The sequence below is a fragment of the Geodermatophilus sp. SYSU D00867 genome (assembly GCF_054050315.1).
The window spans coordinates 91691-115971 of the sequence record NZ_JBJGZC010000016.1 but is presented as its reverse complement, the minus strand read 5'-3'; the positions used below and the strand labels follow the sequence as shown (position 1 = coordinate 115971).

Annotated in this window: 28 protein-coding genes; 7 read left to right on the top strand and 21 right to left on the bottom strand. The window is 76.2% G+C overall.

Annotation, left to right across the window (positions count from 1 at the left end):
- Positions 1 to 38: 38 nt before the first annotated feature.
- From ACI8AK_RS16410 to ACI8AK_RS16360, 11 genes are all read right to left on the bottom strand, one after another.
- The gene (locus ACI8AK_RS16410; protein ID WP_387993211.1) at positions 39 to 230 is read right to left on the bottom strand and encodes a hypothetical protein; all 192 of its coding nucleotides are present in this window, start codon (positions 228 to 230) and stop codon (positions 39 to 41) included.
- Between the two features lie 151 nt (positions 231 to 381).
- Positions 382 to 657 carry an acylphosphatase gene (locus ACI8AK_RS16405; protein ID WP_387993214.1) on the bottom strand — a complete coding sequence of 92 codons (276 nt, stop codon included), beginning with the start codon at positions 655 to 657 and terminating at the stop codon, positions 382 to 384.
- Positions 654 to 1529 (bottom strand): bifunctional DNA-formamidopyrimidine glycosylase/DNA-(apurinic or apyrimidinic site) lyase, encoded by an 876-nt coding sequence (gene mutM, locus ACI8AK_RS16400; RefSeq protein ID WP_456957114.1) that lies wholly within the window; start codon positions 1527 to 1529, stop codon positions 654 to 656. The genes ACI8AK_RS16405 and mutM overlap by 4 nt, the downstream gene beginning before the upstream one ends.
- A 3-nt stretch (positions 1530 to 1532) precedes the next feature.
- Positions 1533 to 2345 carry a ribonuclease III gene (rnc, locus tag ACI8AK_RS16395; protein ID WP_456957113.1) on the bottom strand — a complete coding sequence of 271 codons (813 nt, stop codon included), beginning with the start codon at positions 2343 to 2345 and terminating at the stop codon, positions 1533 to 1535.
- 11 nt (positions 2346 to 2356) lie between these two features.
- On the bottom strand, positions 2357 to 2536 hold the full coding sequence (gene rpmF / locus ACI8AK_RS16390; protein ID WP_089402499.1) for a 50S ribosomal protein L32: 180 nt from the start codon (positions 2534 to 2536) through the stop codon (positions 2357 to 2359).
- 2 nt (positions 2537 to 2538) lie between these two features.
- A complete protein-coding gene (locus ACI8AK_RS16385; RefSeq protein ID WP_387993223.1) occupies positions 2539 to 3165 on the bottom strand; it encodes a YceD family protein in 627 nt (208 codons plus the stop codon).
- Between the two features lie 184 nt (positions 3166 to 3349).
- Entirely contained in the window at positions 3350 to 4039 is a 690-nt protein-coding gene (locus ACI8AK_RS16380) for a hypothetical protein (protein WP_387993226.1), read from the bottom strand.
- Positions 4036 to 4524: a pantetheine-phosphate adenylyltransferase gene (coaD, locus tag ACI8AK_RS16375; RefSeq protein ID WP_456902617.1), complete on the bottom strand. Its 489-nt coding sequence runs from the start codon at positions 4522 to 4524 to the stop codon at positions 4036 to 4038. Before coaD ends, ACI8AK_RS16380 begins: the two co-directional genes overlap by 4 nt.
- Positions 4521 to 5075: a 16S rRNA (guanine(966)-N(2))-methyltransferase RsmD gene (gene rsmD, locus ACI8AK_RS16370; RefSeq protein WP_456902616.1), complete on the bottom strand. Its 555-nt coding sequence runs from the start codon at positions 5073 to 5075 to the stop codon at positions 4521 to 4523. Before rsmD ends, coaD begins: the two co-directional genes overlap by 4 nt.
- Positions 5072 to 7255 carry an ATP-dependent DNA helicase RecG gene (recG, locus tag ACI8AK_RS16365; protein ID WP_387993235.1) on the bottom strand — a complete coding sequence of 728 codons (2184 nt, stop codon included), beginning with the start codon at positions 7253 to 7255 and terminating at the stop codon, positions 5072 to 5074. The genes rsmD and recG overlap by 4 nt, the downstream gene beginning before the upstream one ends.
- Before the next feature lie 4 nt (positions 7256 to 7259).
- Complete coding sequence (locus tag ACI8AK_RS16360) at positions 7260 to 8855, bottom strand: DAK2 domain-containing protein (protein WP_456957111.1); 1596 nt, start codon at positions 8853 to 8855, stop codon at positions 7260 to 7262.
- Positions 8856 to 9028: 173 nt separating this feature from the next.
- On the opposite strand from ACI8AK_RS16360, the gene rpmB reads away from it, so the two are divergent.
- Positions 9029 to 9220: a 50S ribosomal protein L28 gene (gene rpmB / locus ACI8AK_RS16355; protein ID WP_073421792.1), complete on the top strand. Its 192-nt coding sequence runs from the start codon at positions 9029 to 9031 to the stop codon at positions 9218 to 9220.
- An 84-nt stretch (positions 9221 to 9304) separates the two neighbouring features.
- Here the strand turns inward: rpmB and ACI8AK_RS16350 are convergent, their stop codons facing one another.
- Genes ACI8AK_RS16350 through ACI8AK_RS16340 form a run of 3 tightly spaced genes read right to left on the bottom strand, consistent with a single transcriptional unit; the run spans position 9305 to position 11470 of the window.
- Entirely contained in the window at positions 9305 to 9934 is a 630-nt protein-coding gene (locus tag ACI8AK_RS16350) for a cytidylate kinase-like family protein (protein WP_456957109.1), read from the bottom strand.
- Entirely contained in the window at positions 9922 to 10452 is a 531-nt protein-coding gene (locus ACI8AK_RS16345) for a GNAT family N-acetyltransferase (protein ID WP_387993245.1), read from the bottom strand. Before ACI8AK_RS16345 ends, ACI8AK_RS16350 begins: the two co-directional genes overlap by 13 nt.
- Positions 10436 to 11470 carry a thiamine-phosphate kinase gene (locus tag ACI8AK_RS16340; protein WP_387993248.1) on the bottom strand — a complete coding sequence of 345 codons (1035 nt, stop codon included), beginning with the start codon at positions 11468 to 11470 and terminating at the stop codon, positions 10436 to 10438. The genes ACI8AK_RS16345 and ACI8AK_RS16340 overlap by 17 nt, the downstream gene beginning before the upstream one ends.
- 92 nt (positions 11471 to 11562) lie before the next feature.
- Between ACI8AK_RS16340 and ACI8AK_RS16335 the strand changes: the two genes are divergently transcribed.
- Both ACI8AK_RS16335 and ACI8AK_RS16330 read left to right on the top strand, forming a co-directional pair.
- Positions 11563 to 11796, top strand: a complete 234-nt coding sequence (locus tag ACI8AK_RS16335; RefSeq protein WP_091212468.1) for an Lrp/AsnC ligand binding domain-containing protein — start codon at positions 11563 to 11565, stop codon at positions 11794 to 11796.
- Between the two features lie 94 nt (positions 11797 to 11890).
- The gene (locus tag ACI8AK_RS16330) at positions 11891 to 12385 is read left to right on the top strand and encodes a DUF3515 domain-containing protein (protein ID WP_387993251.1); all 495 of its coding nucleotides are present in this window, start codon (positions 11891 to 11893) and stop codon (positions 12383 to 12385) included.
- Between the two features lie 6 nt (positions 12386 to 12391).
- Here the strand turns inward: ACI8AK_RS16330 and ACI8AK_RS16325 are convergent, their stop codons facing one another.
- Positions 12392 to 13030, bottom strand: a complete 639-nt coding sequence (locus ACI8AK_RS16325) for a hypothetical protein (protein ID WP_456957108.1) — start codon at positions 13028 to 13030, stop codon at positions 12392 to 12394.
- Positions 13027 to 14175: a D-alanine--D-alanine ligase family protein gene (locus ACI8AK_RS16320; RefSeq protein ID WP_387993257.1), complete on the bottom strand. Its 1149-nt coding sequence runs from the start codon at positions 14173 to 14175 to the stop codon at positions 13027 to 13029. Before ACI8AK_RS16320 ends, ACI8AK_RS16325 begins: the two co-directional genes overlap by 4 nt.
- A 109-nt stretch (positions 14176 to 14284) precedes the next feature.
- Here ACI8AK_RS16320 and ACI8AK_RS16315 point away from each other — a divergent pair, with 109 nt between their 5' ends.
- Positions 14285 to 15070, top strand: coding sequence for a CDP-alcohol phosphatidyltransferase family protein (locus ACI8AK_RS16315; RefSeq protein ID WP_456957106.1), 786 nt, complete (start codon positions 14285 to 14287; stop codon positions 15068 to 15070).
- 61 nt (positions 15071 to 15131) lie between these two features.
- Here the strand turns inward: ACI8AK_RS16315 and ACI8AK_RS16310 are convergent, their stop codons facing one another.
- From ACI8AK_RS16310 to ACI8AK_RS16295, 4 genes are read right to left on the bottom strand one after another with little or no spacing between them, the layout of a single operon-like run.
- Positions 15132 to 16772 carry a TIGR03767 family metallophosphoesterase gene (locus tag ACI8AK_RS16310; RefSeq protein ID WP_456957104.1) on the bottom strand — a complete coding sequence of 547 codons (1641 nt, stop codon included), beginning with the start codon at positions 16770 to 16772 and terminating at the stop codon, positions 15132 to 15134.
- Positions 16773 to 16776: 4 nt separating this feature from the next.
- Positions 16777 to 17916 carry a cystathionine gamma-lyase gene (locus ACI8AK_RS16305; protein WP_387993265.1) on the bottom strand — a complete coding sequence of 380 codons (1140 nt, stop codon included), beginning with the start codon at positions 17914 to 17916 and terminating at the stop codon, positions 16777 to 16779.
- 25 nt (positions 17917 to 17941) lie between these two features.
- Complete coding sequence (locus tag ACI8AK_RS16300) at positions 17942 to 18964, bottom strand: NAD(P)H-dependent glycerol-3-phosphate dehydrogenase (RefSeq protein ID WP_387993268.1); 1023 nt, start codon at positions 18962 to 18964, stop codon at positions 17942 to 17944.
- Positions 18961 to 19761 (bottom strand): lysophospholipid acyltransferase family protein, encoded by an 801-nt coding sequence (locus tag ACI8AK_RS16295; protein WP_387993271.1) that lies wholly within the window; start codon positions 19759 to 19761, stop codon positions 18961 to 18963. The genes ACI8AK_RS16300 and ACI8AK_RS16295 overlap by 4 nt, the downstream gene beginning before the upstream one ends.
- A gap of 111 nt (positions 19762 to 19872) precedes the next feature.
- Between ACI8AK_RS16295 and cofC the strand changes: the two genes are divergently transcribed.
- From cofC to ACI8AK_RS16280, 3 genes are read left to right on the top strand one after another with little or no spacing between them, the layout of a single operon-like run.
- On the top strand, positions 19873 to 20508 hold the full coding sequence (gene cofC / locus ACI8AK_RS16290; protein WP_456957102.1) for a 2-phospho-L-lactate guanylyltransferase: 636 nt from the start codon (positions 19873 to 19875) through the stop codon (positions 20506 to 20508).
- A 54-nt stretch (positions 20509 to 20562) separates the two neighbouring features.
- Positions 20563 to 22668: an RNA degradosome polyphosphate kinase gene (locus ACI8AK_RS16285; RefSeq protein WP_456957101.1), complete on the top strand. Its 2106-nt coding sequence runs from the start codon at positions 20563 to 20565 to the stop codon at positions 22666 to 22668.
- On the top strand, positions 22658 to 23593 hold the full coding sequence (locus ACI8AK_RS16280) for an NUDIX hydrolase (protein WP_387993280.1): 936 nt from the start codon (positions 22658 to 22660) through the stop codon (positions 23591 to 23593). Before ACI8AK_RS16285 ends, ACI8AK_RS16280 begins: the two co-directional genes overlap by 11 nt.
- A gap of 86 nt (positions 23594 to 23679) precedes the next feature.
- Here ACI8AK_RS16280 and leuD read toward each other — a convergent pair whose 3' ends face one another.
- A complete protein-coding gene (gene leuD / locus ACI8AK_RS16275) occupies positions 23680 to 24279 on the bottom strand; it encodes a 3-isopropylmalate dehydratase small subunit (RefSeq protein WP_387993283.1) in 600 nt (199 codons plus the stop codon).
- Positions 24280 to 24281 lie beyond the last annotated feature (2 nt).

Below are 24281 nucleotides of genomic sequence, written 5' to 3'. Positions count from 1 at the left end.
GGCGGGCGAGGCGGGTGGTGCTGAGGAGGAGGACGCGGTTACGCGAGGGCCGGCTCGGCGTTGTCGCCGGTCAGGCTCATCAGCTCGTGGGCGATGGCCGCCTCCCGCTGGGCCCGCAGCTCGGTCAGCTCCTGCTCCAGGCGGCGCACCTTGGCACGCAGGACCGCGTTCTCCTCGAGTACGCGGAGCTCCGCGGGGGACACGACGGAACCGAACAGGGCCTTGGCCATGGCGGAAACGGCCTTTCCGACAGCGAGAGGGGGTGCCCGCCGCCCCGGGAGGTCGGTCGGCGCGGGCTCGGTGTCCCCAGGGTGACAGCCCCCGACACGCAGGTCAACGCCAAGACCGGAGCGTCATCGTGTCGGGGGGATGTCGCCTTCGTCACGCGGTGGTGAAGCCGGGGACCCCCTGCACCTCGCGGTCCTCCTGCACCGTCCCGGTCACCCGGCCGGGGGCGTCCGGGCCGCTCAGCGCGGCGACGACGGCGCGGACGTCGTCGGCCGGTCCCTCCAGCTCGACCTCGACGCGGCCGTCGGGCAGGTTGCGCGCCGAGCCCGACAGGCCGGCGGACTCGGCTAGGCCGCGGACGAACCAGCGGTAGCCGACGCCCTGCACGCGGCCGGAGACCAGCACGCGCACGCGGACGGCGTCGCTCACGACCGCCTCGCGCGCGGGCGCGGCTGGCACTGCGGGCAGCTGTAGCTCGACCGGTTCGTGAAGGACTCCCGGACGATCGGCGTCCCGCACCGCGGGCAGGGCCGGTCGGCCTGGCCGTAGACGGCGAGGAAGCGGGAGAAGTAGCCGCTCTGCCCGTTGACGTCGACGTACAGCGAGTCGAACGAGGTGCCGCCCTGCGCCAGCGCCTCGCCGAGCACACTGCGCACGCCGTCGAGCAGGTCCGCGACCTGGGTGCGGGTCAGCCGGTCGGTGGGCCGCGTGCCGTGCAGGCGGGCCCGCCACAGCGCCTCGTCGGCGTAGATGTTGCCGACGCCGCCGATCAGCGTCTGGTCGAGCAGCGCCCGCTTGACCTCGGTGCGCCGGCGGCGCAGCGCGGCGCTGAAGCCGGCCTCGTCGAACGAGGTGTCGAGCGGGTCGATGGCGATGTGCGCTAGTCGCGGCGGGATCCGCTCGCCGTCCGCGTCCTCGACCGCGAGCCCGCCGAACGTGCGCTGGTCGACGAAGCGCAGCTCGCGGCCGCCGTCGGTGAAGGTGAACCGGGCGCGCAGGTGGGTCTCGTCGGGCTGGGACCGCTTCTCCACGAGGAGCTGCCCGCTCATGCCGAGGTGGGCGACCAACGCCCGGCCGGCGGGTGTGCCGTCGCCCTCGGTCAGCGGCAGCCACAGGTACTTGCCGCGGCGGTGCGCGGCGCTGAACGTGCGGCCGGTCAGCGACTGCACGAAGGAGTCGGCGCCCTCGAGGTGCCGGCGCACCGCGCGCGGGTGGTGCACCTCGACGGCGGCCACGGTGCGCCCGGCGACCCAGCGCTCCAGGCCGCGCCGGACCACCTCGACCTCGGGCAGCTCGGGCACGGGTCAGTCCCCGGCGGGCGCGGGGGCGTCGGCGGGCGCGGGGGCGTCGGCGGGCGCGGGGGCGTCGGCGGAGACGGCGCGCCAGGCGGCCTCGGCGGCCTCCTGCTCGGCGGCCTTCTTGGTGCGCCCGGTGCCCTTGCCCCGGACGACGCCGGCCAGCGAGACGGCGGCGGTGAAGGTCTTGGCGTGCGGCGGGCCCTCGTCGGTGACGTCGTAGACGGGGGCGCCCAGGCCGCGGGCGGCGCCGAGCTCCTGGAGGCTGGTCTTCCAGTCCAGGCCGGCGCCGCGGGTGGCGGACTCGACCAGCAGCGGGTCGAACAGGCGGTGCACGACGGCCGCCGCGGTCTCCAGGCCCACGCCCAGGTGCACGGCGCCGATCAGCGCCTCGAGCGCGTCGGCGAGGATCGAGTCCTTCTCCCGGCCGCCGGTGGTCTCCTCGCCGCGGCCGAGCAGCAGGTGCGGCCCCAGGCCGCCGTCGCCGAGCCGCCGGGCGACCCCGGCCAGCGAGGTCATGTTGACCACCGAGGCACGCAGCTTGGCCAGCCGGCCCTCGGGCAGGTCCGGCTGGCTGCGGTACAGCTCGTCGGTGACGACGAGGCCGAGCACCGCGTCGCCGAGGAACTCCAGCCGCTCGTTGGTGGGCAGGCCGCCGTGCTCGTAGGCGTAGGAGCGGTGGGTCAGCGCCAACGCCAGCAGGCCGCCGGGCAGCTCGATGCCGAGGGCGTCGAGCAGCCAGGCGGCCGCGGAGTCGGCGTGCGCCGGTCCCGCCGGCGAGCCGCCGTCGGGGACGACCGGCGGGCGGGCGGCGCTGCCCACGTCGTACCGGGTTAGACCGAGAGGACCTGGCGGCCGGCGTGCTGGCCGCAGTTCGGGCAGGCCTGGTGCGGCGGCTTGAGCTGGCCGCAGGCGCGGTTCGGGCAGGGGGCCAGCGTGGGGGCGCTCGCCTTCCACTGCGACCGGCGGGCGCGGGTGTTGGCGCGGGACATCTTCCGCTTCGGGACGGCCACGGTCAGTTCTCCTCAGGGTCGCCCGGACGGTCGGTGACCGCTCCGGTGGTGAAACGGCCGGCGAGGCCGGCCCAGCGGGGGTCGACCAGCTCGTGCGAGTGGTCGTCCGGCAGGTCGTCGAGGCGCTGGCCGCAGCCGGAGCACAGGCCGGCGCAGTCCTCGGTGCAGGTGGGCGAGAGCGGCAGGGCGAGGACGACGGCGTCGCGCACCATCGGCTGGAGGTCGATGCGCTCGCCCTCGACGAGACGCACCTCGTCCTCCTCGCTGGTGGCCTCGGTGGTGCTGCCCGGGTAGGCGAACAGCTCCTGGACGTCGAGGTCGTAGGTGTCCTCGACCGGGTCCAGGCAGCGGGCGCACTGGCCCTCGACCGGCACCTCGACGTCGCCGGAGACCAGCACGCCCTCCATCACCGACTCCAGCCGCAGCCGCAGGTGGACCGGCGCGCCCTCGGGGACGCCGATCATCTCCAGCCGCCAGCCCTCGGGGGCCGGGACGGTGCGGTCGAGCTCCTGCATCGAGCCCGGACGGCGGCCGAGCTCGCGCAGTTCCACGGCCCAGGGGTCGGCGGCAGGGCGCCGGGCGTCGGGGGACGCGGCGCCGGGGCGGCGGTCGGCAGGTGCGGCAGGCATGTCGGTACTCGCGGTCGTCAGGGTGGGAGGGGATCCGGCCGGGCACGGACACCGGTGGTCGGACCAGCAACCGAGACTACCCGATCCCGCGCCGACGCCGTCCGGCCCTGGCGGGGTGCTGGAACGGCCACCCTCCACGGGCCCTCCGCCTGCGCGTGCGAGGCGTGGGGGAAGGGTGGCCCTCCTACGGCTCCCGCAGCGTCTCGCGGGCCTTCTCCACCGAGCGCAGCATCCGCTCGAGGGTGGTGCCGAAGTCGGCCAGCCGGGTGTCGACGTACTCGTCGACCTCGGCGCGCATCCGGTTGACCTCGGCGACGGTCTGCGCGCCGAGCTCGTCGGAGCGGGCGACCGCGCCGCGGTAGACCTCGGTCTCGCTGACCAGCCGCTCGTGCTCGGCCTGCGCGGCGGCGAGCACCTCGGCGTGCTGGGCCTGCGCGTCGGCGAGCACCGCCTCGTGGTGCGCCTGCGCCTCGGCGATCAGCCGGTCGGCCTCCGCCTCGGCCCGGGTCAGCAGGTCCTCGGCCTCGGCCTGGGCGCGGGCGAGCAGCTCGTCGCGCTGCCGCCGGGCGGTCCCGAGGACCTCCTCGCGCTGGCGGCGGGCCGAGGCGACCAGCCGGTCGGCCTCCTCGCGGGTGCGGCCGGTGAGCTGCTCGGCCTCGGCCTGCGCCTGCTCGAGGATCTCGGTGCGCTGCTCGACGATCGCGCCGGCCGCGTGCACCTCCTCGGGCAGGTTCTCCCGCAGGTCGTCGAGCAGGTCGAGCACCTGGTCGCGCGGCACCATGCACGAGCCGGACATGGGCACGCTGCGGGCGCTCTCGATGAGCCGGCTGAGCTCGTCGACGGTCTCGTAGAGCCGGTACACGACCTCGGTCACGGCTGCGCCCCGTCGTCGCGCTTGGCCAGCAGCCGCTCGAGGACCGCCTTGGGCACCAGCCGGGAGACGTCGCCGCCGAAGGTGGCGATCTGCTTGACCAGGCTGGAGGACAGGTGGCCGACCTGCGGCGCGGTGGGCACGAACAGCGTCTCGACGCCGGCCAGCTCGCGGTTCATCTGCGCCATCTGCAGCTCGTACTCGAAGTCGCCGACCGCGCGCAGGCCCTTGACCACCACCGGGATGTCGTGGCTGCGGCAGTAGTCGACGAGCAGGCCGCTGAAGCTGTCGACGACGACGTTGGGCAGCTCGGCGACCGCCTCGCGCAGCAGCTCCATGCGCTCGTCGACGGAGAACAGCCCGGCCTTGCCGGGGTTGACCAGGACGGCGACCACGAGCTCGTCGTACAGCGCCGCGGCCCGGGTGATGACGTCGACGTGGCCGTTGGTGACCGGGTCGAACGACCCGGGACAGACCGCTCGCCTCACGGGAGGCGACCGTACCGGAGCACGGCCTCCCCGTAGCGGCGGTCGCGGATCCCGGTGAGGGGTGTCGGCCACTCCCAGGGCTCCTCGCGGGAGGAGCGCTCGACGACGACGACCGCGTCCGGGGCGAGCCACTCCCCCGTGACCAGCGCGCTCAGCACGCCGCGCACCTCGTCGGCCCGGACGGCGTAGGGCGGGTCGGCGAGCACGAGGTCGAAGCGGGCCGGCGGCGCGCCGCCGACGACGGTGGGCACCGACCCCGCGACCACCCGTGCGCCGGGCAGGCCGACGGCGGCGACGTTGGCGCGCAGCACCGGCAGCACGCGCGGGCCGTTCTCGACGAGCACCACCTGCGCGGCCCCGCGGGACAGCGCCTCCAGCCCGAGCGCGCCGGAGCCGGCGTAGAGGTCGAGGACGGCGGCGCCGTCGAGGTCGAGCAGGGTGCCGAGGCTGTTGAACAGCCCCTCGCGGGCGCGGTCGCCGGTGGGGCGCACCCCGCTGGGCGGCACCTTCAGCCGCCGCCCTCCGGCCGCCCCGGAGATCAGCCGCGTCATGCCTTCTCGAGGTAGCCCGCGCGCTCGTCGGTGGCCAGGGCGGCGACCTCGGCGGCGAGGCCGGGGTGGTCGGCCAGCCCGCGCTCGGTGGCCAGCAGCGCGGTGGCCTCGGCGCGGGCGGTGGCGATGAGCTCCTCGTCCTCGAGCAGGGACAGCAGCTTGACGGTGGAGCGCCGCCCGGACTGCGCGGCGCCGAGGACGTCGCCCTCGCGGCGGGTCTCGAGGTCCACGCGGGCGAGCTCGAAGCCGTCGGAGGTGCCGGCGACGGCGGCCAGCCGCTGCCCGGTCGCCGTCGTCTCGCGGGCCTCGGTGACCAGCAGGCACAGGCCGCGGTGCTTCCCGCGGGCCACCCGGCCGCGCAGCTGGTGCAGCTGGCTGACGCCGAACCGGTCGGCGTCCATGACCACCATCACGGTGGCGTTGGGCACGTCGACGCCGACCTCGACGACGGTGGTGGCGACGAGGACGTCGACCTCGCGGGCGGCGAAGGCCCGCATGGTCGCCTCCTTCGCCTCGGGCGTCATGCGGCCGTGCAGCACCGCCAGCCGCAGCCCGGCGAGCGGCCCCTCGCTCAGCGCCTCGGCGACGTCGAGGACCGCCAGCGGCGGGCGCCGGTCGTCGCCGCCGCTCTCCTGCGGGGCGTCGGCCTCGTCGGGCTCGTCCTCGCTGCCGGTGTCCTCGTCGCCGATCCGCGGGCAGACGACGTAGGCCTGCCGGCCGGCGGCGACCTCCTCGCGCAGCCGCTCCCACGCGCGGTCGAGCCAGGTGGGCTTGTCGCTGACGGGGACCACCGAGCTGGCCACCCCGCCGCGGCCGCTGGGCAGCTGCCGCAGCACGGAGGTCTCCAGGTCGCCGTAGACGGTCATGGCGACGGTGCGCGGGATCGGCGTGGCGGTCATGACCAGCACGTGCGGCGGCCGGTTGCCCTTGGCGCGCAGCGCGTCGCGCTGCTCCACGCCGAAGCGGTGCTGCTCGTCCACGACGACCAGGCCGAGGTCGGCGAACTCGACGCCCTCCTGCAGCAGCGCGTGGGTGCCGACGACGATCCCGGCGCTGCCGTCGGCCACCGCGGCGCGGGCGGCGCGGCGGGGCGCGGCCTTGAGCGAGCCGGTGAGCAGCACGACCTTCGTGCCCGCGGGGTCGCCGTCCAGCTCTCCGGCGCGGGCCAGCGGGCCGAGCATGCCTGCGATGCTGCGGGCGTGCTGCGCGGCGAGGACCTCGGTGGGCGCCAGCAGCGCGGCCTGCCCGCCGGCGTCGACCACCTGCGCCATGGCCCGCAGCGCGACGACGGTCTTGCCGGAGCCGACCTCGCCCTGCAGCAGCCGGTGCATGGGGTGGTCGCGGGCGAGCTCGGCGGCGAGCTCCTCCCCCACCTGCCGCTGCCCCTCGGTCAGCTCGAAGGGCAGCGCGGCGTCGACGGCGTCGAGGAGTCCGCCGTCGCGGCGCGGGCGGGCGGTGCCCGGCTCCAGCGCCGCGGCCCGCCGGCGGGCGCCGAGGACCAGCTGCAGGACCAGCGCCTCGTCCCACTTGAGGCGCTCCTCGGCGCGCTCGACGTCCTCGTCGCTGGTGGGGCGGTGCACGTCGAGCAGGGCGGCGGGGAGGCTGAGCAGCCCGTGGCGGCGGCGCAGGTCCTCCGGCAGCGGGTCCTCGACGAACCCGAAGCCGCCGGAGGCGTCGAGCAGCAGCCGCACCGACTTCTGGATGACCCAGCTGGAGACGTCCTTGCTCGCCGGGTAGATCGGGATGAGCGCGCGGGCCCAGTCCTCGTCGTCGTCGCCGGTGATCAGGTGGAAGTCCGGGTGGGCGAACTGCTTGGTCCGGCGGTACTCGCCGACCGTGCCGGCGAACAGCCCCCAGGCGCCCTCCTCGAGCTTCCCGAACCTGCGGTTGAAGAAGACCAGCTGCATCTCACCGGCGCCGTCGCCGACGGTGACCTCGGTGAGCGTGCCGGGCCGGTTGCGCATCCGCCGGCTGGTCACGCGCCGGACCTGGGCGAGCACGGTCACGCGGTCGCCGACCTGCAGGTCGTCGAGCCGGGTCATCTCGCCGCGGCGGGCGTAGCGGCGCGGGTAGTGGCGCAGCAGGTCGCGGACGGTGCGCAGCCCCAGCGACTCGGCCATCGCCTTGGCCGTCTTGGCGCCGAGCACGCGCGCGAGGTCGGTGTCGAGGGTCACCGCCATCGGGCTACTCCACCCCCACCTGCAGGGGCAGGACCGCGCCGGCGTCGTAGCGGACGACCTCGACGGTCGGGTGGACGGCGGCCAGGTGCGCGCAGACGGCGTCACCGAGCGCGGCGTCCGGCCCGACGACGAGGGTGGCCATCTCGCCGCCGGCCGACAGCAGCCGGTCGAGCAGGTCGCAGGCCACCGCGGCGAGGTCGCGCCCGACCACCACGACGTCGCCCTCCGCCGAGCCCAGCGCGTCGCCGGGCCGGCAGAACCCGGCGCTGGTGAGCGCCTCCTGCTCGGCGACGGTGACCTCGGCCCAGCGGGTGGCCGCAGCGGCCTCGGCCATGGCGATGACGTCGTCGCCGAAGCGGCGGGCGGGGTCGGCCACGGCGATGGCCGCCAGGCCCTGGACCGGCGAGCGGGTGGGGACGACGGCGACGTCGCGGCCGGCCTGGCGGGCCCGTTCGGCCGCGCGGGCGGCGACCGGGGTCAGCGCGGGGTCGTTGGGCAGGACGACGACGTCGCCGGCGGCCGAGACGAGCAGCTCGTCGAGCAGCTCGTCCTCGTCGACGCCGTCGGGCCCGCAGGCGACCACGCGGACGCCCTCCCCGGAGAACAGCTGCGCCAGGCCCTCCCCCGGCACGACCGCGACGACGGCGCGGCGGCCGGGCACCGGGGCGGCGGGGCGGACGGGCGCCAGCGGGGTGACGGTGATCCGGTGCGGCCGGCCGGCCTCGATGCCGGCCTCGATGGCGCCGCCGACGTCGCTGGTGTGCACGTGCACGTTCCACTGCCGGCCGGTGGGGGTGTCGACGCCGACGAGGACGAGGCTGTCGCCGAGGGCGGCCAGCCGGGTCTGCAGGACGGTGACGGCGGCCTCGTCGGTGTCGGCGAGCAGGTACTGCACCTCGCTGCCGGGGCCCGGCGGCGGCTGGTGCGGCACGTCGGCGGGGTCGGCGGGGTGCGCCGGGCGGGGCACCAGCGGCGGTCGGGCGGGCTCGACGCCGGTGACGGTGGCGACCAGGGCGTCGAGGACGAGGCACAGGCCGGCGCCGCCGGCGTCGACCACGCCGGCGTCGCGCAGCGCGTCGAGCTGGCCGGGGGTGGCCTCCAGGGCCGTGCGGGCGCCGTCGGCCGCGGCGGTGACGACGTCGGCCAGGGCGGTGCGACCCTCGGCGACGCAGGCCACGGCGCACTCGGCTCCGGCGCGGGCGACGGTGAGGAAGGTGCCCTCCTCCGGGTCGGCGACCGCGGAGTAGGCGGTGTCGGCGGCCTTCTGCAGCGCCGCGGCCAGCGCGGGGCCGTCGGCGGGCTCCTGGCCGGCGAGCTGGTCGGACAGGCCGCGCACCAGCTGGGCGAGGATCGTGCCGCTGTTGCCGCGGGCGCCGAGGACCGCGCCGCGGGTGAGCGCGGTCCAGGCCGGCTCGCGCCCCCCGGCGGCGTCGAGCTCGGCGACCGCCGCCTGCGCGGTGAGGAGCAGGTTGGTGCCGGTGTCGCCGTCGGGCACGGGGAAGACGTTGAGGTCGTCGAGGCTGCGCCGTCCCGCGGACAGCGCGGCGACCGCGGCCCGGCACCAGCGACCGACCGCGGCGTCGTCCAGCGCCTGCAGCACGGCCGGAGGGTACCCGCGGGAACGGACGGACCCGGTCCCGTGGCGGAGCCGCTCCCCGTCCTCCCCCGACCTCGGCGACGGTTCCGCGGAGGAGCGGTTATGCTGGACGACGGTCTCGCGGTCGCCTCCTGTGCGCCGCCGTCTGAAAATCGATTCTCTGGGAGTGATCCACCGTGGCTGCCGTGTGCGATGTCTGTGGCAAGGGGCCCGGTTTCGGTATGTCGGTGTCGCACTCGCACCGCCGCACGCCGCGCCGTTGGAACCCGAACATCCAGTCGGTGCGGGCGCTCGTCGCCCCCGGCAACCGCAAGCGGATCAACGCCTGCACCTCGTGCATCCGCGCGGGCAAGGTCGTCCGCGCCTGATCGCCGGGCCTCCTGACCGGAGGCCGCCGCTCGCGAAGGACCCCGGAGGTCGCCGACCTCCGGGGTCCTTCGCGTGCGCGAGGGTCAGCGGGCGCCGATCCCGCGGGCGCGCGCCGCGGTGACCACCAGGTCCACCACCGTCCCCAGCGGCAGGGCCGTCCCGTCGACGACGAGGTGGTAGTGCCGGGCCGCCGCGGGGTCGCACCGGTAGAAGTGCCGGACGTAGGCCTCGCGGGTGGTGTCGTTGGCCTGGAGCTCCCGCCGGAGCTCCTCCTCGGGGCGGCCGTAGCGCGCCACCGCCGCCCGGAGGCGGGCCTCCGGCGGGCCGTCGAGCCGCACGTGGAGGGCGTCGGGCCGGTCGCGCAGCACCAGCGCCCCGCCGCGGCCGAGCACCACCCCGCCGGCGCCGTCGGCGATCTCGCGCAGCACCCGCTCGGTGTGCTCGCGGTAGGCCCGCTCGTCGGGCTGCGTGGTCGACGGCATGACGCCGCCGACCGGGTCGGGCATGGCCCCCAGCGAGGCCACCAGCCGCCACAGGCCGCGCACGACGCGCTCGTCGTTGGCCTCGGCGTCGTCCTGGGAGACGCCGAGCCGGCCGGCCACCTGCGCCGGGATCGCCCGGTCGTGGAAGGCCAGGCCGAGCCGCTCGGCGACGGCGGGACCGACCTCGGGGCCGCCCGCGCCGTAGGACGCGGAGATCGTCACGACGCCCACGGGCGCTCCTCCTCGTCGATCCGCCGGCCGAGGAACACCGCCCCGGCCTCACCGGCGTAGATGCCGTACCCCGGGACGGGCGTGTACCCCATCGCCGAGTACAGCGCGAGCGCCTCGGGCTGCCGGTCGCCGGAGTTGAGCACGACCGAGCGGTGGCCCGACTCGCGAGCGGAGCCCTCGAGCGCGGTGACGAGCACCTGGGCCAGGCCGCGCCGGCGGAAGCGCGGCACGACGTACACGCGCTTGACCTCCGCGACGGTGGGGTCGTCGCCTCCGGTGTGCCGGCGCCAGGCGCCGCAGCCGGCCGGCTCGCCGTCGACCTCGGCGACGAGGAACAGCCCGGCCGGCGGGACGAACTCGGCGGGGTCGACGACGGCGCCGTCCGGGCCGCCGTAGCGCTCCACGTACTCCTGCTGCACCCGGCCGACGAGGTCGCGGGCCAGCGGGTCGTCGTAGGGCACCGCGCGCAGCCGCGCGACCGACCCGTCGCGCAGCCGCACCTCAGCCGAAGTGGACATGCCCGGTCCCCTCCGCACCGACCGCTCCCGCGACCGCGGCCGCGGGCTCCCCGCTGACGGACACGCCCGGTTCCCCCTCCTCGACCCGCCCGATCGGCACCCACCCCTCCGGCAGCGCCGCGGACGGCGGGAAGGTCGCCAGCAGGGCGTGGTCCTCCCCGCCGGTGAGCACCCAGGCCAGCGGGTCGGCGCCGAGGGCCGCCGCCACCTGCTGCAGCGGACCGGGCGGCTCCAGGGTCGCACGCACCAGCGCGGCCCGGTCGACGTCCAGGACGACGCCGCTGTCGGCGGCCAGGTGCCCGGCGTCGGCGAGCAGGCCGTCGCTGACGTCGCACATGGCGGTCGCCCCGGCGTCGGCCGCGGCCGGCCCGGCGAGGTAGGGCGGGGTGGGGCGGCGGTGCGCGGTCACGGCGGCCAGGGGGCTGCTGAAGCCGCGGCGCAGCACGGCCAGCCCGCACGCCGACCAGCCCAGCCGCCCGGCGACGGCGAGCACGTCCCCGGGCCGCGCCCCCGAGCGCAGCACCGGCGCCCGGCCGCCGAGGTCGCCCAGCGCGGTGACCGACAGGACGACGGCGGCGCTGTCGGGGGCGGAGGCCACGGTGTCCCCGCCGACGACGGCGGCGCCCAGCGGCGCGCACTCGGCGGCCATCCCGGCGGCCACGCCCTCCAGCCACGAGGTGGGCGTGTCCGCGGGGCAGGCCAGCCCGACCAGCAGCGCGGTGGCGACCCCGCCCATCGCGGCGACGTCGGCGAGGTTCGCGGCGGCGGCCTTGTGCCCGACGTCCTCGGCCGAGGACCAGTCCCGGCGGAAGTGGCGGCCCTCGACGAGCACGTCGGTGGTGGCGACCACCCGGCCGTCGGGCACCCGCAGCACCGCGGCGTCGTCACCGGGGCCGACCTGCGCGACCCGCGCTGCGCCGGCGCGGGCGACCACCCGGGCGATGACGCCGAACTCCCCCACGACCCGCACGCTGTCGGCGGGGTCCTCGCGCGGCACCAGCGGACGGGGCCGTGTCACAGGCCACCCCGGGTCGCTGGGGTACGTTGCGCTCCGGTCCGTCTGCCGGTGGCAGGCAGCCACCCGCAGAGCCGTCCGAGGAAGGTCGTCCCGTGGTCCACGCCTACATCCTGATCCAGACCGAGGTCGGCAAGGCCGCCCAGGTGGCGTCCACGATCAGCGAGATCGCCGGCGTGACCAAGGCCGAGGACGTCACCGGCCCCTACGACGTCATCGTCCGCGCCGAGGCCGAGACCGTCGACGAGCTGGGTCGCCTGGTGGTCGCCCGCGTCCAGTCGGTCGACGGCATCACGCGCACGCTGACCTGCCCCGTCGTCAACATCTGAGCCGCTGAGCGAGGACACCCCCGCCCCGGACCCGGCGCCGGCGCCCGCGCGCGACCCGCTGCGCCGGCTGGCGCTGATCGCGACCGCCGTCGTCGTGCCGGTGCTCGTGGCGCTGCTGGTCCTGGTCCGGGTGGTCGGCGGCGACGACGAGGGCGACGAGCCGGTCGCCGACGTCAGCGGCGCCCCGACGCAGCAGCGCGCCGAGGACCTCCCGGTGCTGCCGGTCGAGGTCCCGCCGCCGACGCCGGAGGCCGACGCGCACTGCCCAGCGCTGATGTCCGGCCTCCCCCTCGACCTGACCGGGGAGCCGCAGCGGCTGGTCGACTCCGACACCCCCTACGCCGCCGCCTGGGGCGACCCGCCGATCGTGCTGGTGTGCGGCGTGCCGCAGCCCGCGGGCCTGGTCCCCGGCGAGGGGCTGCTGCAGATCGACCAGGTCACCTGGTTCGTCGAGCAGACCGAGGAGGCCACGACCTGGACCGCGGTCGACCGCGCCGCCTACGTGCAGGTGACCCTGCCGCCCGACGTCGACAGCGCCCCGGTCACCGTGCTCAGCGGCGTCATCGCCGACACGCTGCCGCCGCGCTGAGGCCGCTCAGGCGGCCGGGAGCCGCTCCAGCTGGGCCCGGACGGCGTCGTGCACCTCGCCGCCCGCGGCCTGCTCCGTGGCCGCCACGGCGGTCACCCCGACGCTGAACACCCCGTGCGCGCACCAGGCGAACGCCGCCGGGCCCGACAGCCCGGTCGCGGGGTCGACCTCGGCCACGGTGAGCAGGCTGCAGCCCTCGGGCAGCGACGACGGGTCGTGCTGCAGCACGCCCTCGTAGAGCTCGGCGTCGTTGCCGGCGAGGTCGCGCGCGTAGGCGGCGGCGCCGGCGGGGTCGGCGAACTGGTCGAGGAAGACGCTGGTGAGCGGGCCGGTCGTGGCGCCCCAGAAGCGCTCCCAGCCGTGCCGGTAGCCGTACTCGCGCAGCACCGCGCGCTCGCGGGCGGGGTCGTCGGAGTAGGTGGCCACGTCGTCGACGGTCTTGGCGCCGGCGGGGGGCTGCAGGTCGGCGTCGGCGATCCGCGGGAGGCCGGAGGGCACCTCGTCGAGCAGCAGCTCCCCGAGCTCCTCGACGCTCTCCGGCGTGGCCGGGGCGGGCGCGGGGGTGGCGCTGGTCGGCGTGCAGCCGATGGCCGGCACGAGCGACACCAGCCCGGCGAGGACGGCCGCGAGCCGGCCCGGGGTCACCGGGGTGTCCGCTGGTCCCCCGGCCGGCCCGCACGGGTCAGTGCGGAGGCGACCAGCCGGTCCACCAGCTCGGGGTAGGACACCCCGCTGGCCGCCCACATCCGCGGGAACATCGAGATGGGCGTGAAGCCCGGCATGGTGTTGACCTCGTTGACCACCAGCCGCTCACGGCCGTCGGGGCCGGTGCCGAGGAAGAAGTCCACCCGCGCCAGGCCCTCGCAGTCCAGGGCGAGGTAGGCGCGGCGGGAGGCCTCCTGCACCTTCCGCGTCTGCTCGGGCGTGAGGTCGGCCGGGACGTCGAACTCGACGGCGTCCTCGAGGTACTTGGCGTCGAAGTCGTACCAGTCGGTGCCCGGCTTGAGCCGGATCTCGGCCGGCAGGCTGGCCTCCGGCGGCCCGCCGGCGCGGCCGGCGAGCACGCCGCACTCGATCTCCCGGCCGGGCACGGCGGCCTCGACGACGACCTTCGGGTCGACGGCGGCCGCGGTGGCCACCGCCTCGGGGAGCTGCGCCCAGTCGGTGACCCGGGTGATGCCGATGCTGGACCCGGCACGCGAGGGCTTGACGAACACCGGCAGGCCCAGCCGCTCGCGGTCGGCGGCCGTGAGCAGGCCGGGGTCGGCCGACAGGGCACCCTCGGCGTCGCGGAGCACCACGTGGTCGCCCTGCGGCAGCCCGGCGGCGGCCAGGAGCTTCTTGGTGAACTCCTTGTCCATCGACGCGGCGCTGGCGAACACGCCCGACCCCACGTAGGGCAGCCCGCTCATCTCCAGCAGCCCCTGGATGGTGCCGTCCTCGCCGTAGGCGCCGTGCAGCACCGGGAAGACGACGTCGACCTCGGTGAGCGCCGGGCCGATCGCGGCGGCCGGCTCCAGCACGGCCAGCCCGCGCCCGGCGGGGTCGCCGACCAGCGACACCGCCGTCCCGCCGGTGACCTCGGGCAGCCGGCCGCCGTCGATGGCCAGCTGCTGGCCCTCGTCGGGGAGCACCCAGCGGCCGTCCCGGGCGATGCCGACGGGGACCACCTCGTAGCGCTCCCGGTCCAGCGCCGCCATCACGCTGCCGGCGCTGACGCAGGAGATGGCGTGCTCGGCGCTGCGCCCCCCGAACACGACCGCGACGCGCACCTTGCCCGTTCCGCTCATCGCGGCCGACCCTAGTCGACGGTCCCCGCGCGTCCTCCGGCTCCCGCGGGGCCGGCGTCCGCGTGGTGTGGGAACCTCGTCGGCGATGCGGGAGAACGCGGCCCCTCCGGTGGACCCCCGACCTCCGGCGACGACGGCGCACCAGGGGGACGGCGTTGCGCGCAGGCACCCGCTCCCGCTGCGGCTGGCCGGCGCGGCGGTGCACGCCTACACGGCGCTGGGCTCGGTGCTGGCGCTGCTGTTCGTGCTGGCCGCGATCGAGGGCGAGGTCGAGGCCGCGCTGTGGATCGGGCTGGCCGCGCTGGTGGTCGACGGCACCGACGGGATGCTGGCCCGCCGCGCGCGGGTCAAGGAGACGATCCCCTGGTTTGACGGCGCGCTGCTGGACAACATCGTTGACTACCTGACCTACGTCTTCGCCCCCGTCGTCCTGCTGTGGACCACCGGCGCGCTGCCGCACGGGCCGGCCGGCTGGGTGCTGGCCGCGCTGCCGCTGCTGGCGTCGAGCTACCAGTTCTGCCGGGTCGACGCGAAGACCGACGACCACACGTTCCTGGGCTTCCCCAGCTACTGGAACGTCGTCGCGTTCTACGCGGTCGTGCTGGACCTGTCGCAGGTGGCCGTGGCCGTGGTGCTCGTCGTCTGCTCGGTGCTGGTGTTCGTGCCGGTGCGCTACCTCTACCCGTCGCGGACCGAGGCGTTCTGGCAGGTGAGCATGGCGCTGACCGCCGTCTGGTTCGTGTCCTACGCCGTGCTGGTGGCCCAGCTGCCCGACCCGAACCCGTTCGTCGTCGCGCTGTCGTTCGTCTACGTCGTGTACTACCTGGCCTTCAGCGGCTGGCTCACCGCCCGCGCCGCCCACCGCCGCCGCCGGGACGCCCGCACCGCCCGGTGACGTGCCGGAACGGCCCTCCTGCGGGGGCCCGCGCCGAGCGGAGCGGGGCGTGGGGGTCCTCCTAGAAGGGGGCTCGGAGGACCAGCTCGACGTTGCGGTCGGCGGGCGTGCCGGCCAGCGGCGAGCCCAGGCCCGCGTACGGCACGTTGGCGGCCAGCTCGCGGTGCAGCGCCGCCAGCGCGGCGGGGTCCCCGGCGGCCGGGTCGTCGGCGGCCGGCGGCCGGGCGGGGCTGTCGTGGTCGACCATCGTGCAGACCAGCGAGAGGGTGCCGTCGCCGTTGTCGAGCAGCTCGACCAGCCGGGCCTGCCCGGGCCAGTCGACGACGGCGCACGTGGTCACCTCCCACAGCCCGCGCCCCGGCTCGTGCGGGTGCGCCCACGGCCGCACCTCGCTGACGTGCGTGTGCCCGTTGAGCCACAGCACGACGTTCGGGTACCGGTGCAGCAGCGCGAGCAGCTCGGGCGCGCCCAGCGCGGTGTCGCCCGTGGCCGGCTGCCCGCCGAGGGCGTCGGCGCGGGTGAGCGTGCCCGACCCGTGGTGCGAGAGCAGGACCACCAGCCGGTCGGCGTTGCCGGTGGCCACCCGCCCGCCGTCGGGACCGGGCGCCGACGACGACACCTCGCGCAGCCGCTCCTCCAGCCACCGCGCCTGCGCCGCGTCCACCGAGCCCGCGGCGCCGCCGGTGACCCGGGTGGTGTCCAGGCAGACGACGCGCACGCCGGGCAGCCCGTCCCAGGCGTAGTAGGCGGTGCCGTCGCGCAGGTTCTCCTCGGTGAACCCGTGGCCGGTCGGCGTCCCGCCGTCGGAGAGGTGCGCGGCGACGAAGGACCGGCGGTCGATGAAGCGGCGGTCGGCCACCGGCGTCACCGGGCGGGAGGTGGCGGTGGTGAAGACCTCGGAGCGGTGCGTGAACAGGTGCAGCGCGTCGTCCAGCGGCAGGGCGGGGTCGACGTCGACCGGCTTGCGCCCGGCGCCGAGGACGGCGGCCAGCGCGGGCGTGGGGACGCCGACGCCCTGGATGAGCGCCTCGTGGTTGCCGTGGCAGCCCAGCCACGGCAGCCGCAGCCCCTCGGCGGCGAAGGCGGCGAACGCCGCCTCCAGCAGCCCGGGGCGGGCGGGGAAGCCGAACCGCTCGTGGTGGACGCCGCCGTCGTCGTCGGGCCGCCAGAACAGGTCGTGCGGCCACCCGGAGGCCTGCACGCCGTCGTAGGCGGTCAGCCCGGCGCCGGGTGAGACCACTCCCCCGCGGAGGACGGCCAGGTACAGCTCCAGCTCGTTCCACTGCGCGTTGTCGATGGCGTCGCCGGTGGTGACCACCACCTGCAGCGGCTGCCCGGTCCGCGGCGCGCCGGCCAGGCCGTTGAGGGTGCGCACCAGCGCGTCGACGGCGTGCGCGGTCAGCGCCTCCTGCGGCCGGTGCATGGGCACGAGGGCGCGCATCCGCGGGTCGGCCTCGAAGCGGTGGAAGAACTCGAAGCGGGCCGGCGAGCAGACGTCGGCCAGCTGCAGGTCGGTGACGTGGGCGAGGCAGGCGACCGCCCGCACGCCCCGGCGCGGCGGCTCCCACGACGGCCCCACCAGCTCGCGGCGCACCCGGTGCGGCTCCCCGGCCGCCCAGGCGAGCGCCCGGTAGTCGCCGTCCCGGCCGGCGTGCAGCACGGGGCCGGCGGCGAGGACGCGGTCGAGGGTGGTGCGGCTCATCCCGTCAGACGGCGTCGAGCGCGGTGGTGAGGTCGGCGACGACGTCATCGGTGTCCTCGATGCCGCAGGAGAAGCGCAGGAAGCCCGCCGGGACCGCGTCCCCGCCCCACTGCGCCCGCCGGTCGACGGTGCTGTGCACGCCCCCGAAGCTGGTCGCCGCCGTCCACAGCCGGCTCGCGGCGAGGAAGCGCGACACCGCGGCCTCGTCGGCGAGCTCGGCCGAGACGACGCCGACCGGCCGCAGCATCTGCCGGGTGGCGAGCTCGTGCGAGGGGTCCGAGGCCAGCCAGGGCCACCGGACGCCGGTCACCGCCGGGTGGCCGGCGAGGACCTCGGCCACCGCCGCGGCGGTCTCCGCCTGGCGGGCCAGCCGCAGGTCCAGCGTGCTCATCGACCGGTGCCCGAGCCACGCGTCGAACGCGCCGGGCGTGCTGCCGGTGTGGTCACGCCAGCCCTTGAGCCGGTCGAACACCTCGCCGGAGGTGGTGCTCACGTGACCGAGCAGCAGGTCGCTGTGCCCGGTGAGCGCCTTGGTGTCGGCGCCCACGGTGAGGTCGGCGCCGAGCGCCAGCGGCCGCTGGCCGAGCGGGGTGGCGGTGGTGTTGTCGACGGCGAGCAGCGCGCCGGCCGCCCGCGTCGCGCGGGCCACCGCGGCGACGTCGCAGACGTCGAGGTGCGGGTTGCTCGGCGTCTCGAGGAGGACCATCCGGGCGCCGTCGAGGTCCCCGCGGGCGGCGACGTCGCCGATCCCGGTGGTGGGCACGTACTCCACCCGGACGCCGAGCCGCTCGAGCTCGTCGCGGGCGAGCAGCCGGGTCGCGTAGTAGCCGTCGGCGGGCAGCACGAGGCGGTCGCCGGCCGACACCAGCGCGGTCACCGCGGCGGTGACCGCGGCCATGCCGGTGGAGAACGCGAGGCACCGGCCGCCGTCGAGCTCGCCGACGGCGTCCTCGAAGGCGCGGAACGTGGGGTGCTCGGTGCGGGCGTAGGCGTCGGCGCCGTCGGCGCGCGGTGGGCGGTCGCCGAGGTGGAAGGGGGCGGCGAACACCGGCGAGGGGCGCAGCGGGGTGCCCGGAACCGGCGGGGCGTCGCCCGCCCGGACCGAGCGGGTGCCGTCGCCCCACCCGGCAGGGAGCGTCGTCACTCCGGCTCGGCCCGGGGGTGCGTCGTCACTCCGGCTTCGCTTCCCGACTCATGATCTCCTTCACCATCTGCGCGGCCGGCACGCCCTCGTGGCAGACCCGCACGACCGCCTCGGTCACCGGCACGTCCACGCCGTGCGCGCGGGCCAGGTCCAGCACCGGGCGGCAGCTCTTGACCCCCTCGGCGGTCTGCCGGGTGGTGGCCTGCACCTCCTCCAGCGACAGGCCCCGCCCCAGCTTCTCCCCGAACGTGCGGTTGCGCGACAGCGGCGAGCTGCAGGTGGCCACGAGGTCGCCCAGCCCCGCCAGCCCGGCGAAGGTCGAGGGCTCCGCGCCCAGGGCCACGCCCAGGCGGGTGGTCTCGGCCAGGCCGCGGGTGATCAGGGAGGCCCGGGTGTTGTCGCCGAAGCCCATCCCCTCGGCGATGCCGCACGCCAGCGCGATGACGTTCTTCACCGCGCCCCCGAGCTCGCAGCCGACGAGGTCGGAGTTGGTGTACGGCCGGAAGTAGACGGTGTGGCAGGCGGCCTGCAGCGCCGCGGCGCGGTCGGCGTCGGTGCAGGCGATGACGGTGGCGGCCGGCTGCTCCTCGGCGATCTCCCGCGCCAGGTTCGGCCCCGACAGCGCCGCCACCCGGTCCGGGCCGGCGCCGGTGACCTCGCAGATGACCTCGCTCATCCGCTTGGTCGTGCCGAGCTCGACGCCCTTCATCAGCGACAGCAGCGTCGCGTCCGCAGGGAGCAGCGGCGTCCACTCGAGCAGGTTGGCGCGCAGCGACTGCGAGGGGACGGCGAGCACCACGACGTCGGCGCCGTCGAGGGCCTCGGCGGCGTCGGGGGTCGCCGTCAGCGCGCGGGGCAGCGGCACCCCGGGCAGGTACTCGGCGTTCTCCCCCGTCTCGGCGATCGCCCGGGCCAGCTCCGGCCGGCGGGCGTGCAGGGACACCGTGCAGCCGGCGTCGGCGAGCACCTTGGCGAAGGTGGTGCCCCAGGAACCGGCGCCCAGGACGGCGGCGCGGGTGCCCCGCCCGAGGCGGTCCAGCTCGCTCACGCAGCGCTCCCCGGGAGGTCGCCGGGCAGCGACCGCCCCGGCCGGGGGGCGAACGAGGCGGGGGCCGGCTCACCCCGGAGACCGGACAGCAGGTCGCGCACCCGGCCCATGATGAGGTCGGTGGTCTCCCGGAGCAGGTCCGGGGTCAGCGGGCGGCCGGCGCGGACCTCCGCCCGCAGCGCGGACAGGTCGACCGGCTCCCCGACGGCGTAGTCGGCGGGCGCCCGGAGGCGCAGGTGCAGCTCCTTCGTGTGGTAGTCGTGCACCCGGTGCGGGCCCCACTGGGCCACCGGCAGCACCACCGCGTCGGTGGTCAGCGCCAGGCGCGCGACGCCGGTGCGCGCCTGCATCGGCCACCAGTCGGGGTCGCGGGTCACCGAGCCCTCGGGGTAGATCACGACGACGTTGCCCGCCTCCAGGTCGGCCGCCGCGGCGGCCAGGGAGCCGAGGGCGTCGGCGGAGCCGCGCGCCACGGGGATCTGCCCGGCGTGCCGGAGGATCTTCCCGACCACGCCCTTGAACACCGCCTGCTTGGCCAGGAAGTGCGGTACGCGCCCGTTGTCGTAGACCAGCCGCGCGCAGGCCAGCGGGTCCAGCACCGACACGTGGTTGGCCACCAGCAGCACCGGGCCGGTGCGCGGCAGCCGGTCGCCGTCCCGGTAGCGCAGCCGGAACAGCAGCGAGGTGAGCGGGTAGATCAGCAGGACCGCCAGCTTCAGCGACCACGGCAGCCGGCCGCGCTCGTGCAGCGCGCGCCGCTGTACCGCAGTGGTCCGGGAGGACTGCTCCTCGGTCACCGGCACCCCTCCGCTCGGTCGTGACGACCGGCACATGATCGACCCTCCGGCCGGTCCGGGTGCGCACCGGGGTCCTCCGGCGTCCGCGGCGGGCCGTGGCGGTGTGCTCACATGGTGCCCGTGCGGTGGTCCCTGGTCGTCCCGGCGAAGCGGCTGTCCGCGGCCAAGACCCGCCTGGTGCCGCTGACCGGCGGCGGTCCCGGGCTGCACGCGGACCTCGTGCTGGCGCTGCTGGCCGACACGGTCGCCGCGGCCCGCGCCTGCCCCGCGGTGGCCGACGTCGTCGTGGTGACCGACGAGGACCGCGCGGCCGCCACCGTCCGGGCGCTCGGCGCGCGCACGGTGCCCGACGAGCCCGACCGCGGGCTCAACCCGGCGCTCGCCCACGGGGCCCGGGCCAGCGGCGGGCACGCCGTCGCCGCCCTGTCGTCGGACCTGCCGGCGCTGCGGCCGGCGGAGCTGGCCGCCGCCCTGGCCGCGGCCGAGGCGGCGCCGCGCTGCTTCGTCGCCGACGCCGCGGGCACCGGCACCACCCTGCTCACGGCGGCCGGTGTGCCCCTGGACCCGCGGTTCGGCCGGGACTCCGCCGCCGCGCACGCCGCCGCCGGTGCGGTGCCGCTGGACGGCGACTGGCCGGGCCTGCGCCGCGACGTCGACACGCCCGCCGACCTGGCCGCGGCCGCGGGCCTCGGCGTCGGGACGGCGACGGCGGCGCTGCTGCCGCGGCTCCCGCGCCCGGCCGCCTGACGGGGACCGCGCACGGGCGGCGGCCGTCCCCGTGCGTGGGGCACGATGAGCGCCGTGGCAGCCGAGACGACGTCGCCGATCACCGGTCCCGAGACGCCCGCCCCCGCGGATCAGCCCCCGCTGCCCGCGGACCGCTTCCTCAACCGGGAGCTGTCCTGGCTGGACTTCAACGCGCGGGTGCTCGAGCTGGCGGAGGACGCGTCCATGCCGCTGCTCGAGCGGGTCAAGTTCCTGGCGATCTTCGCGGGCAACCTCGACGAGTTCTACATGGTGCGCATCGCCGGGCTGAAGCGGCGGCTGAGCACCGGGCTGACCGTGCGCTCGCCCGACGGGCTGACCATCCGCGAGCAGCTGGCCCGGGTCACCGAGCGCACCCAGGAGCTGGTGCACCGGCACGCCGAGTGCTTCGAGCGGGACGTCACGCCGCGGCTGGAGGCCGAGGGCATCCGGATCGTGCACTGGGACGACCTCGCCGAGACCGAGACGCGGCGGCTGCGCGAGTACTTCCGCGACCAGGTGTTCCCGGTGCTCACCCCGCTGGCCGTCGACCCGGCGCACCCGTTCCCCTACATCAGCGGCCTGTCGCTCAACCTCGCCGTCGTGGTGCGCGACCCGGAGACCGGCGCGCCGCGGTTCGCCCGGCTCAAGGTGCCCAACAACGTGCCGCGGTTCGTGCCGGTGGGGCCGGTCGACTCCCAGGCGACGTTCCTGCCCCTCGAGGACCTCATCGCCGCGCACCTGTCGCTGCTGTTCCCGGGCCTCGACGTGATCGACCACCACCTGTTCCGGGTCACCCGCAACGCCGACCTCGAGGTGGAGGAGGACCGCGACGAGGACCTGCTGCAGGCCCTCGAGCGGGAGCTCGCCCGCCGCCGGTTCGGCCCCGCGGTCCGGCTCGAGGTCACCGAGACGATGGACCCGCAGATCCTCGACGTCCTCGTCTCCGAGCTCGAGGTCAGCCCGCAGGACGTCGTCACCGTGCCCGGGCTGCTGGACCTGGCCTCGCTGTGGGCGCTGTACGACATCGACCGCCCCGAGCTCAAGGACGAGCCGTTCGTTCCGGCCACCCACCCGCGGCTGTCCGAGGGCGAGACGCCCAAGAGCGTGTTCGCAACGCTGCGCGAGGGCGACGTGCTGGTCCACCACCCGTACCACTCGTTCGCCACGAGCGTGCAGCGCTTCATCGAGCAGGCCGCCGAGGACCCGCACGTGCTGGCGATCAAGCAGACGCTGTACCGGACCTCCGGGGACTCCCCGATCGTCAACGCGCTGATCACCGCCGCGGAGCTCGGCAAGCAGGTGGTCGTCCTCGTCGAGATCAAGGCGCGCTTCGACGAGGAGGCCAACATCACCTGGGCCCGGTCGCTGGAACGGGCCGGCTGCCACGTCGTCTACGGCCTGGTGGGCCTGAAGACGCACTGCAAGACGGCGCTGGTGGTGCGCCGCGAGAACGGCGTCATCCGCCGCTACGTGCACATCGGCACCGGCAACTACAACCCGAAGACGGCGCGGCAGTACGAGGACCTCGGCATCCTCACCGCCGACCCGCGGGTGGGCGCCGACCTCACCGACCTGTTCAACGTGCTCACCGGCTACTCGCGGCAGACCACCTACCGGCAGCTGATGGTGGCGCCGCACGGGGTCCGCGCCGGACTGGTGGAGAAGATCCGCCGGGAGGCGCGGCACGCCTCCGAGGGCCGTTCGGCGGGCATCCGGTTCAAGGTGAACTCGCTGGTCGACGAGCGGGTCATCGACGCCCTCTACGAGGCCTCCCGCGCCGGGGTCCCGGTCGAGCTGTTCATCCGCGGCATCTGCGCGCTGCGCCCGGGTGTGCCCGGGCTGAGCGAGACGATCCGGGTGCGCTCGATCGTCGGCCGCTTCCTCGAGCACTCGCGGGTCATGGCGTTCGACAACGCGGGCGAGCCGGAGTGGTGGCTCGGCAGCGCCGACCTCATGCACCGCAACCTCGACCGCCGGGTCGAGGTGCTGCTGCGCGTGTGCGACGACACCGCCCAGCGGGAGCTGCAGGCGGTGTTCGACGCCGCCATGGCCCCCGGTGTGCGCTGCTGGGAGCTCGGCTCCGAGGGCCAGTGGACCCGCACCGGGACCCGGGACTACCAGGCCGCCCTCATGCACCGGGTGATCGAGCATGCCGGCTGAGCGGACGGCGGTCGTCGCGGCCGCGGGCGGGGTGGTGTGGCGGCCGGCCGCCGACAGCGGGGTCGAGACCGTCCTCGTGCACCGGCCGCGGTACGACGACTGGTCGCTGCCCAAGGGCAAGCTCGACGCCGGGGAGAACGCCCTCTCCGCCGCGGTGCGGGAGGTCGTCGAGGAGACCGGACTGCAGGTGGCGCTCGGCCGCCGCAGCCTGCGCACCCGCTACGAGGTCGCCGCCGGGCCCAAGCACGTGGACTACTGGCTCATGCGGGCGGTCGGCACCGAGCAGCCGTTCGAGCCCAACGACGAGGTCGACGAGCTGCGCTGGCTGCCGCTGGACGACGCCGCCGCGCTGGTCACCCACGAGCACGACCGGCGGGTGCTGGCCGACCTCGCCCGCGACGACGTCCCGCGGGGGCCGTCGCTGCTGCTGGTGCGCCACGCCAAGGCCGGCAGCCGCAGCGACTGGGACGGCCCCGACGACGAGCGGCCGCTGGAGTCCAAGGGGTGGCGGCAGGCGCGGCAGCTGGCCGACGTCCTGCCGGCGTTCAGGCCGGTCGAGCTGCTCAGCGCCGCCCGCGTGCGCTGCCGGCAGACCCTGGAGCCGCTGGCCGAGCGGACCGGCCTGCCCGTGCGCGACCTGCCGGAGCTCGGCGAGGAGGAGTTCACCGCCGACCCGCAGGCCGGCCTGGCCGTCGTCGAGCGGCTGCTGGAGCCGCGGGAGGGCGCCGGGGTCACGGTGGTGTGCAGCCAGGGCGGGGCCATCCCGTCGGTGCTGATGAGCCTCGGCGTCCGCTGGGAGGGCGTCGCCGGGCGGCTGCACCCGCCGGCGGCCAAGGGCAGCGTGTGGGCGCTGGGCGGCCGGCCCGGAGCGCTGCTGGCCGACTACTACCGCGACCTCGGCCCGGACCCCGACGCCCCCGAGTAGGGGCGCCGGGGCCGACGAAGGACCACCCCTCCCCCCACGCCCCGCGAGCTCGGCGCGGGCCCCTGGAGGGTGGCCGTTCCCTCACGTCACCTGGCGGGGAGCGCCCTCGGCAGCCAGGACGGGCGCTGCGCCTCGTAGGCCTCGATGTCGGCCAGGTGCCGCTCGGTGAGACCGACGTCGTCGAGCCCCTCCAGCAGCCGCCAGCGGATGTAGTCGTCGACCTCGAACGGCACCGTCGTGTCGCCGTAGGTGACCGTCTTCGCCTGCAGGTCGACCGTCACCGGCAGCGCCGGGTCCGCCTCGACCGCCTGCCACAGCGCCTCGACGTCGGCCTGCGGCAGGACGACGGTGAGCAGGCCGGACTTGGTCGAGTTGTTCCGGAAGATGTCGGCGAACCGCGAGCTGATCACGACGCGGAAGCCACCGTCGAGCAGCGCCCAGCAGGCGTGCTCGCGCGACGATCCGGTGCCGAAGTCGGGGCCGGCGACCAGGATCGAGGCGTCGGCGTGGTGCGGCTGGTTGAGCACGAAGTCCGGCTCGTTGGTGCGCCAGGCGACGAACAGGCCGTCCTCGAACCCGGTGCGGGTGATCCGCTTCAGGTACTCGGCCGGGATGATCTGGTCGGTGTCGACGGCGCTGCGCCGCAGCGGGGCCGCGGTGCCGGTGTGCGTGGTGAACGGCTGCATCT

Bases quoted from the DNA above. Each gene is read 5' to 3' on its own strand.
- ACI8AK_RS16410 (WP_387993211.1), bottom strand. From the start codon at position 230: ATGGCCAAGGCCCTGTTCGGTTCCGTCGTGTCCCCCGCGGAGCTCCGC.
- ACI8AK_RS16385 (WP_387993223.1), bottom strand. From the start codon at position 3,165: ATGCCTGCCGCACCTGCCGACCGCCGCCCCGGCGCCGCGTCCCCCGAC.
- rsmD (WP_456902616.1), bottom strand. From the start codon at position 5,075: ATGACGCGGCTGATCTCCGGGGCGGCCGGAGGGCGGCGGCTGAAGGTG.
- recG (WP_387993235.1), bottom strand. From the start codon at position 7,255: ATGGCGGTGACCCTCGACACCGACCTCGCGCGCGTGCTCGGCGCCAAG.
- ACI8AK_RS16345 (WP_387993245.1), bottom strand. From the start codon at position 10,452: ATGTCCACTTCGGCTGAGGTGCGGCTGCGCGACGGGTCGGTCGCGCGG.
- ACI8AK_RS16320 (WP_387993257.1), bottom strand. From the start codon at position 14,175: ATGAGCGGAACGGGCAAGGTGCGCGTCGCGGTCGTGTTCGGGGGGCGC.
- ACI8AK_RS16310 (WP_456957104.1), bottom strand. From the start codon at position 16,772: ATGAGCCGCACCACCCTCGACCGCGTCCTCGCCGCCGGCCCCGTGCTG.
- cofC (WP_456957102.1), top strand. From the start codon at position 19,873: ATGGTGCCCGTGCGGTGGTCCCTGGTCGTCCCGGCGAAGCGGCTGTCC.
- ACI8AK_RS16280 (WP_387993280.1), top strand. From the start codon at position 22,658: ATGCCGGCTGAGCGGACGGCGGTCGTCGCGGCCGCGGGCGGGGTGGTG.
- leuD (WP_387993283.1), bottom strand. From the start codon at position 24,279: ATGCAGCCGTTCACCACGCACACCGGCACCGCGGCCCCGCTGCGGCGC.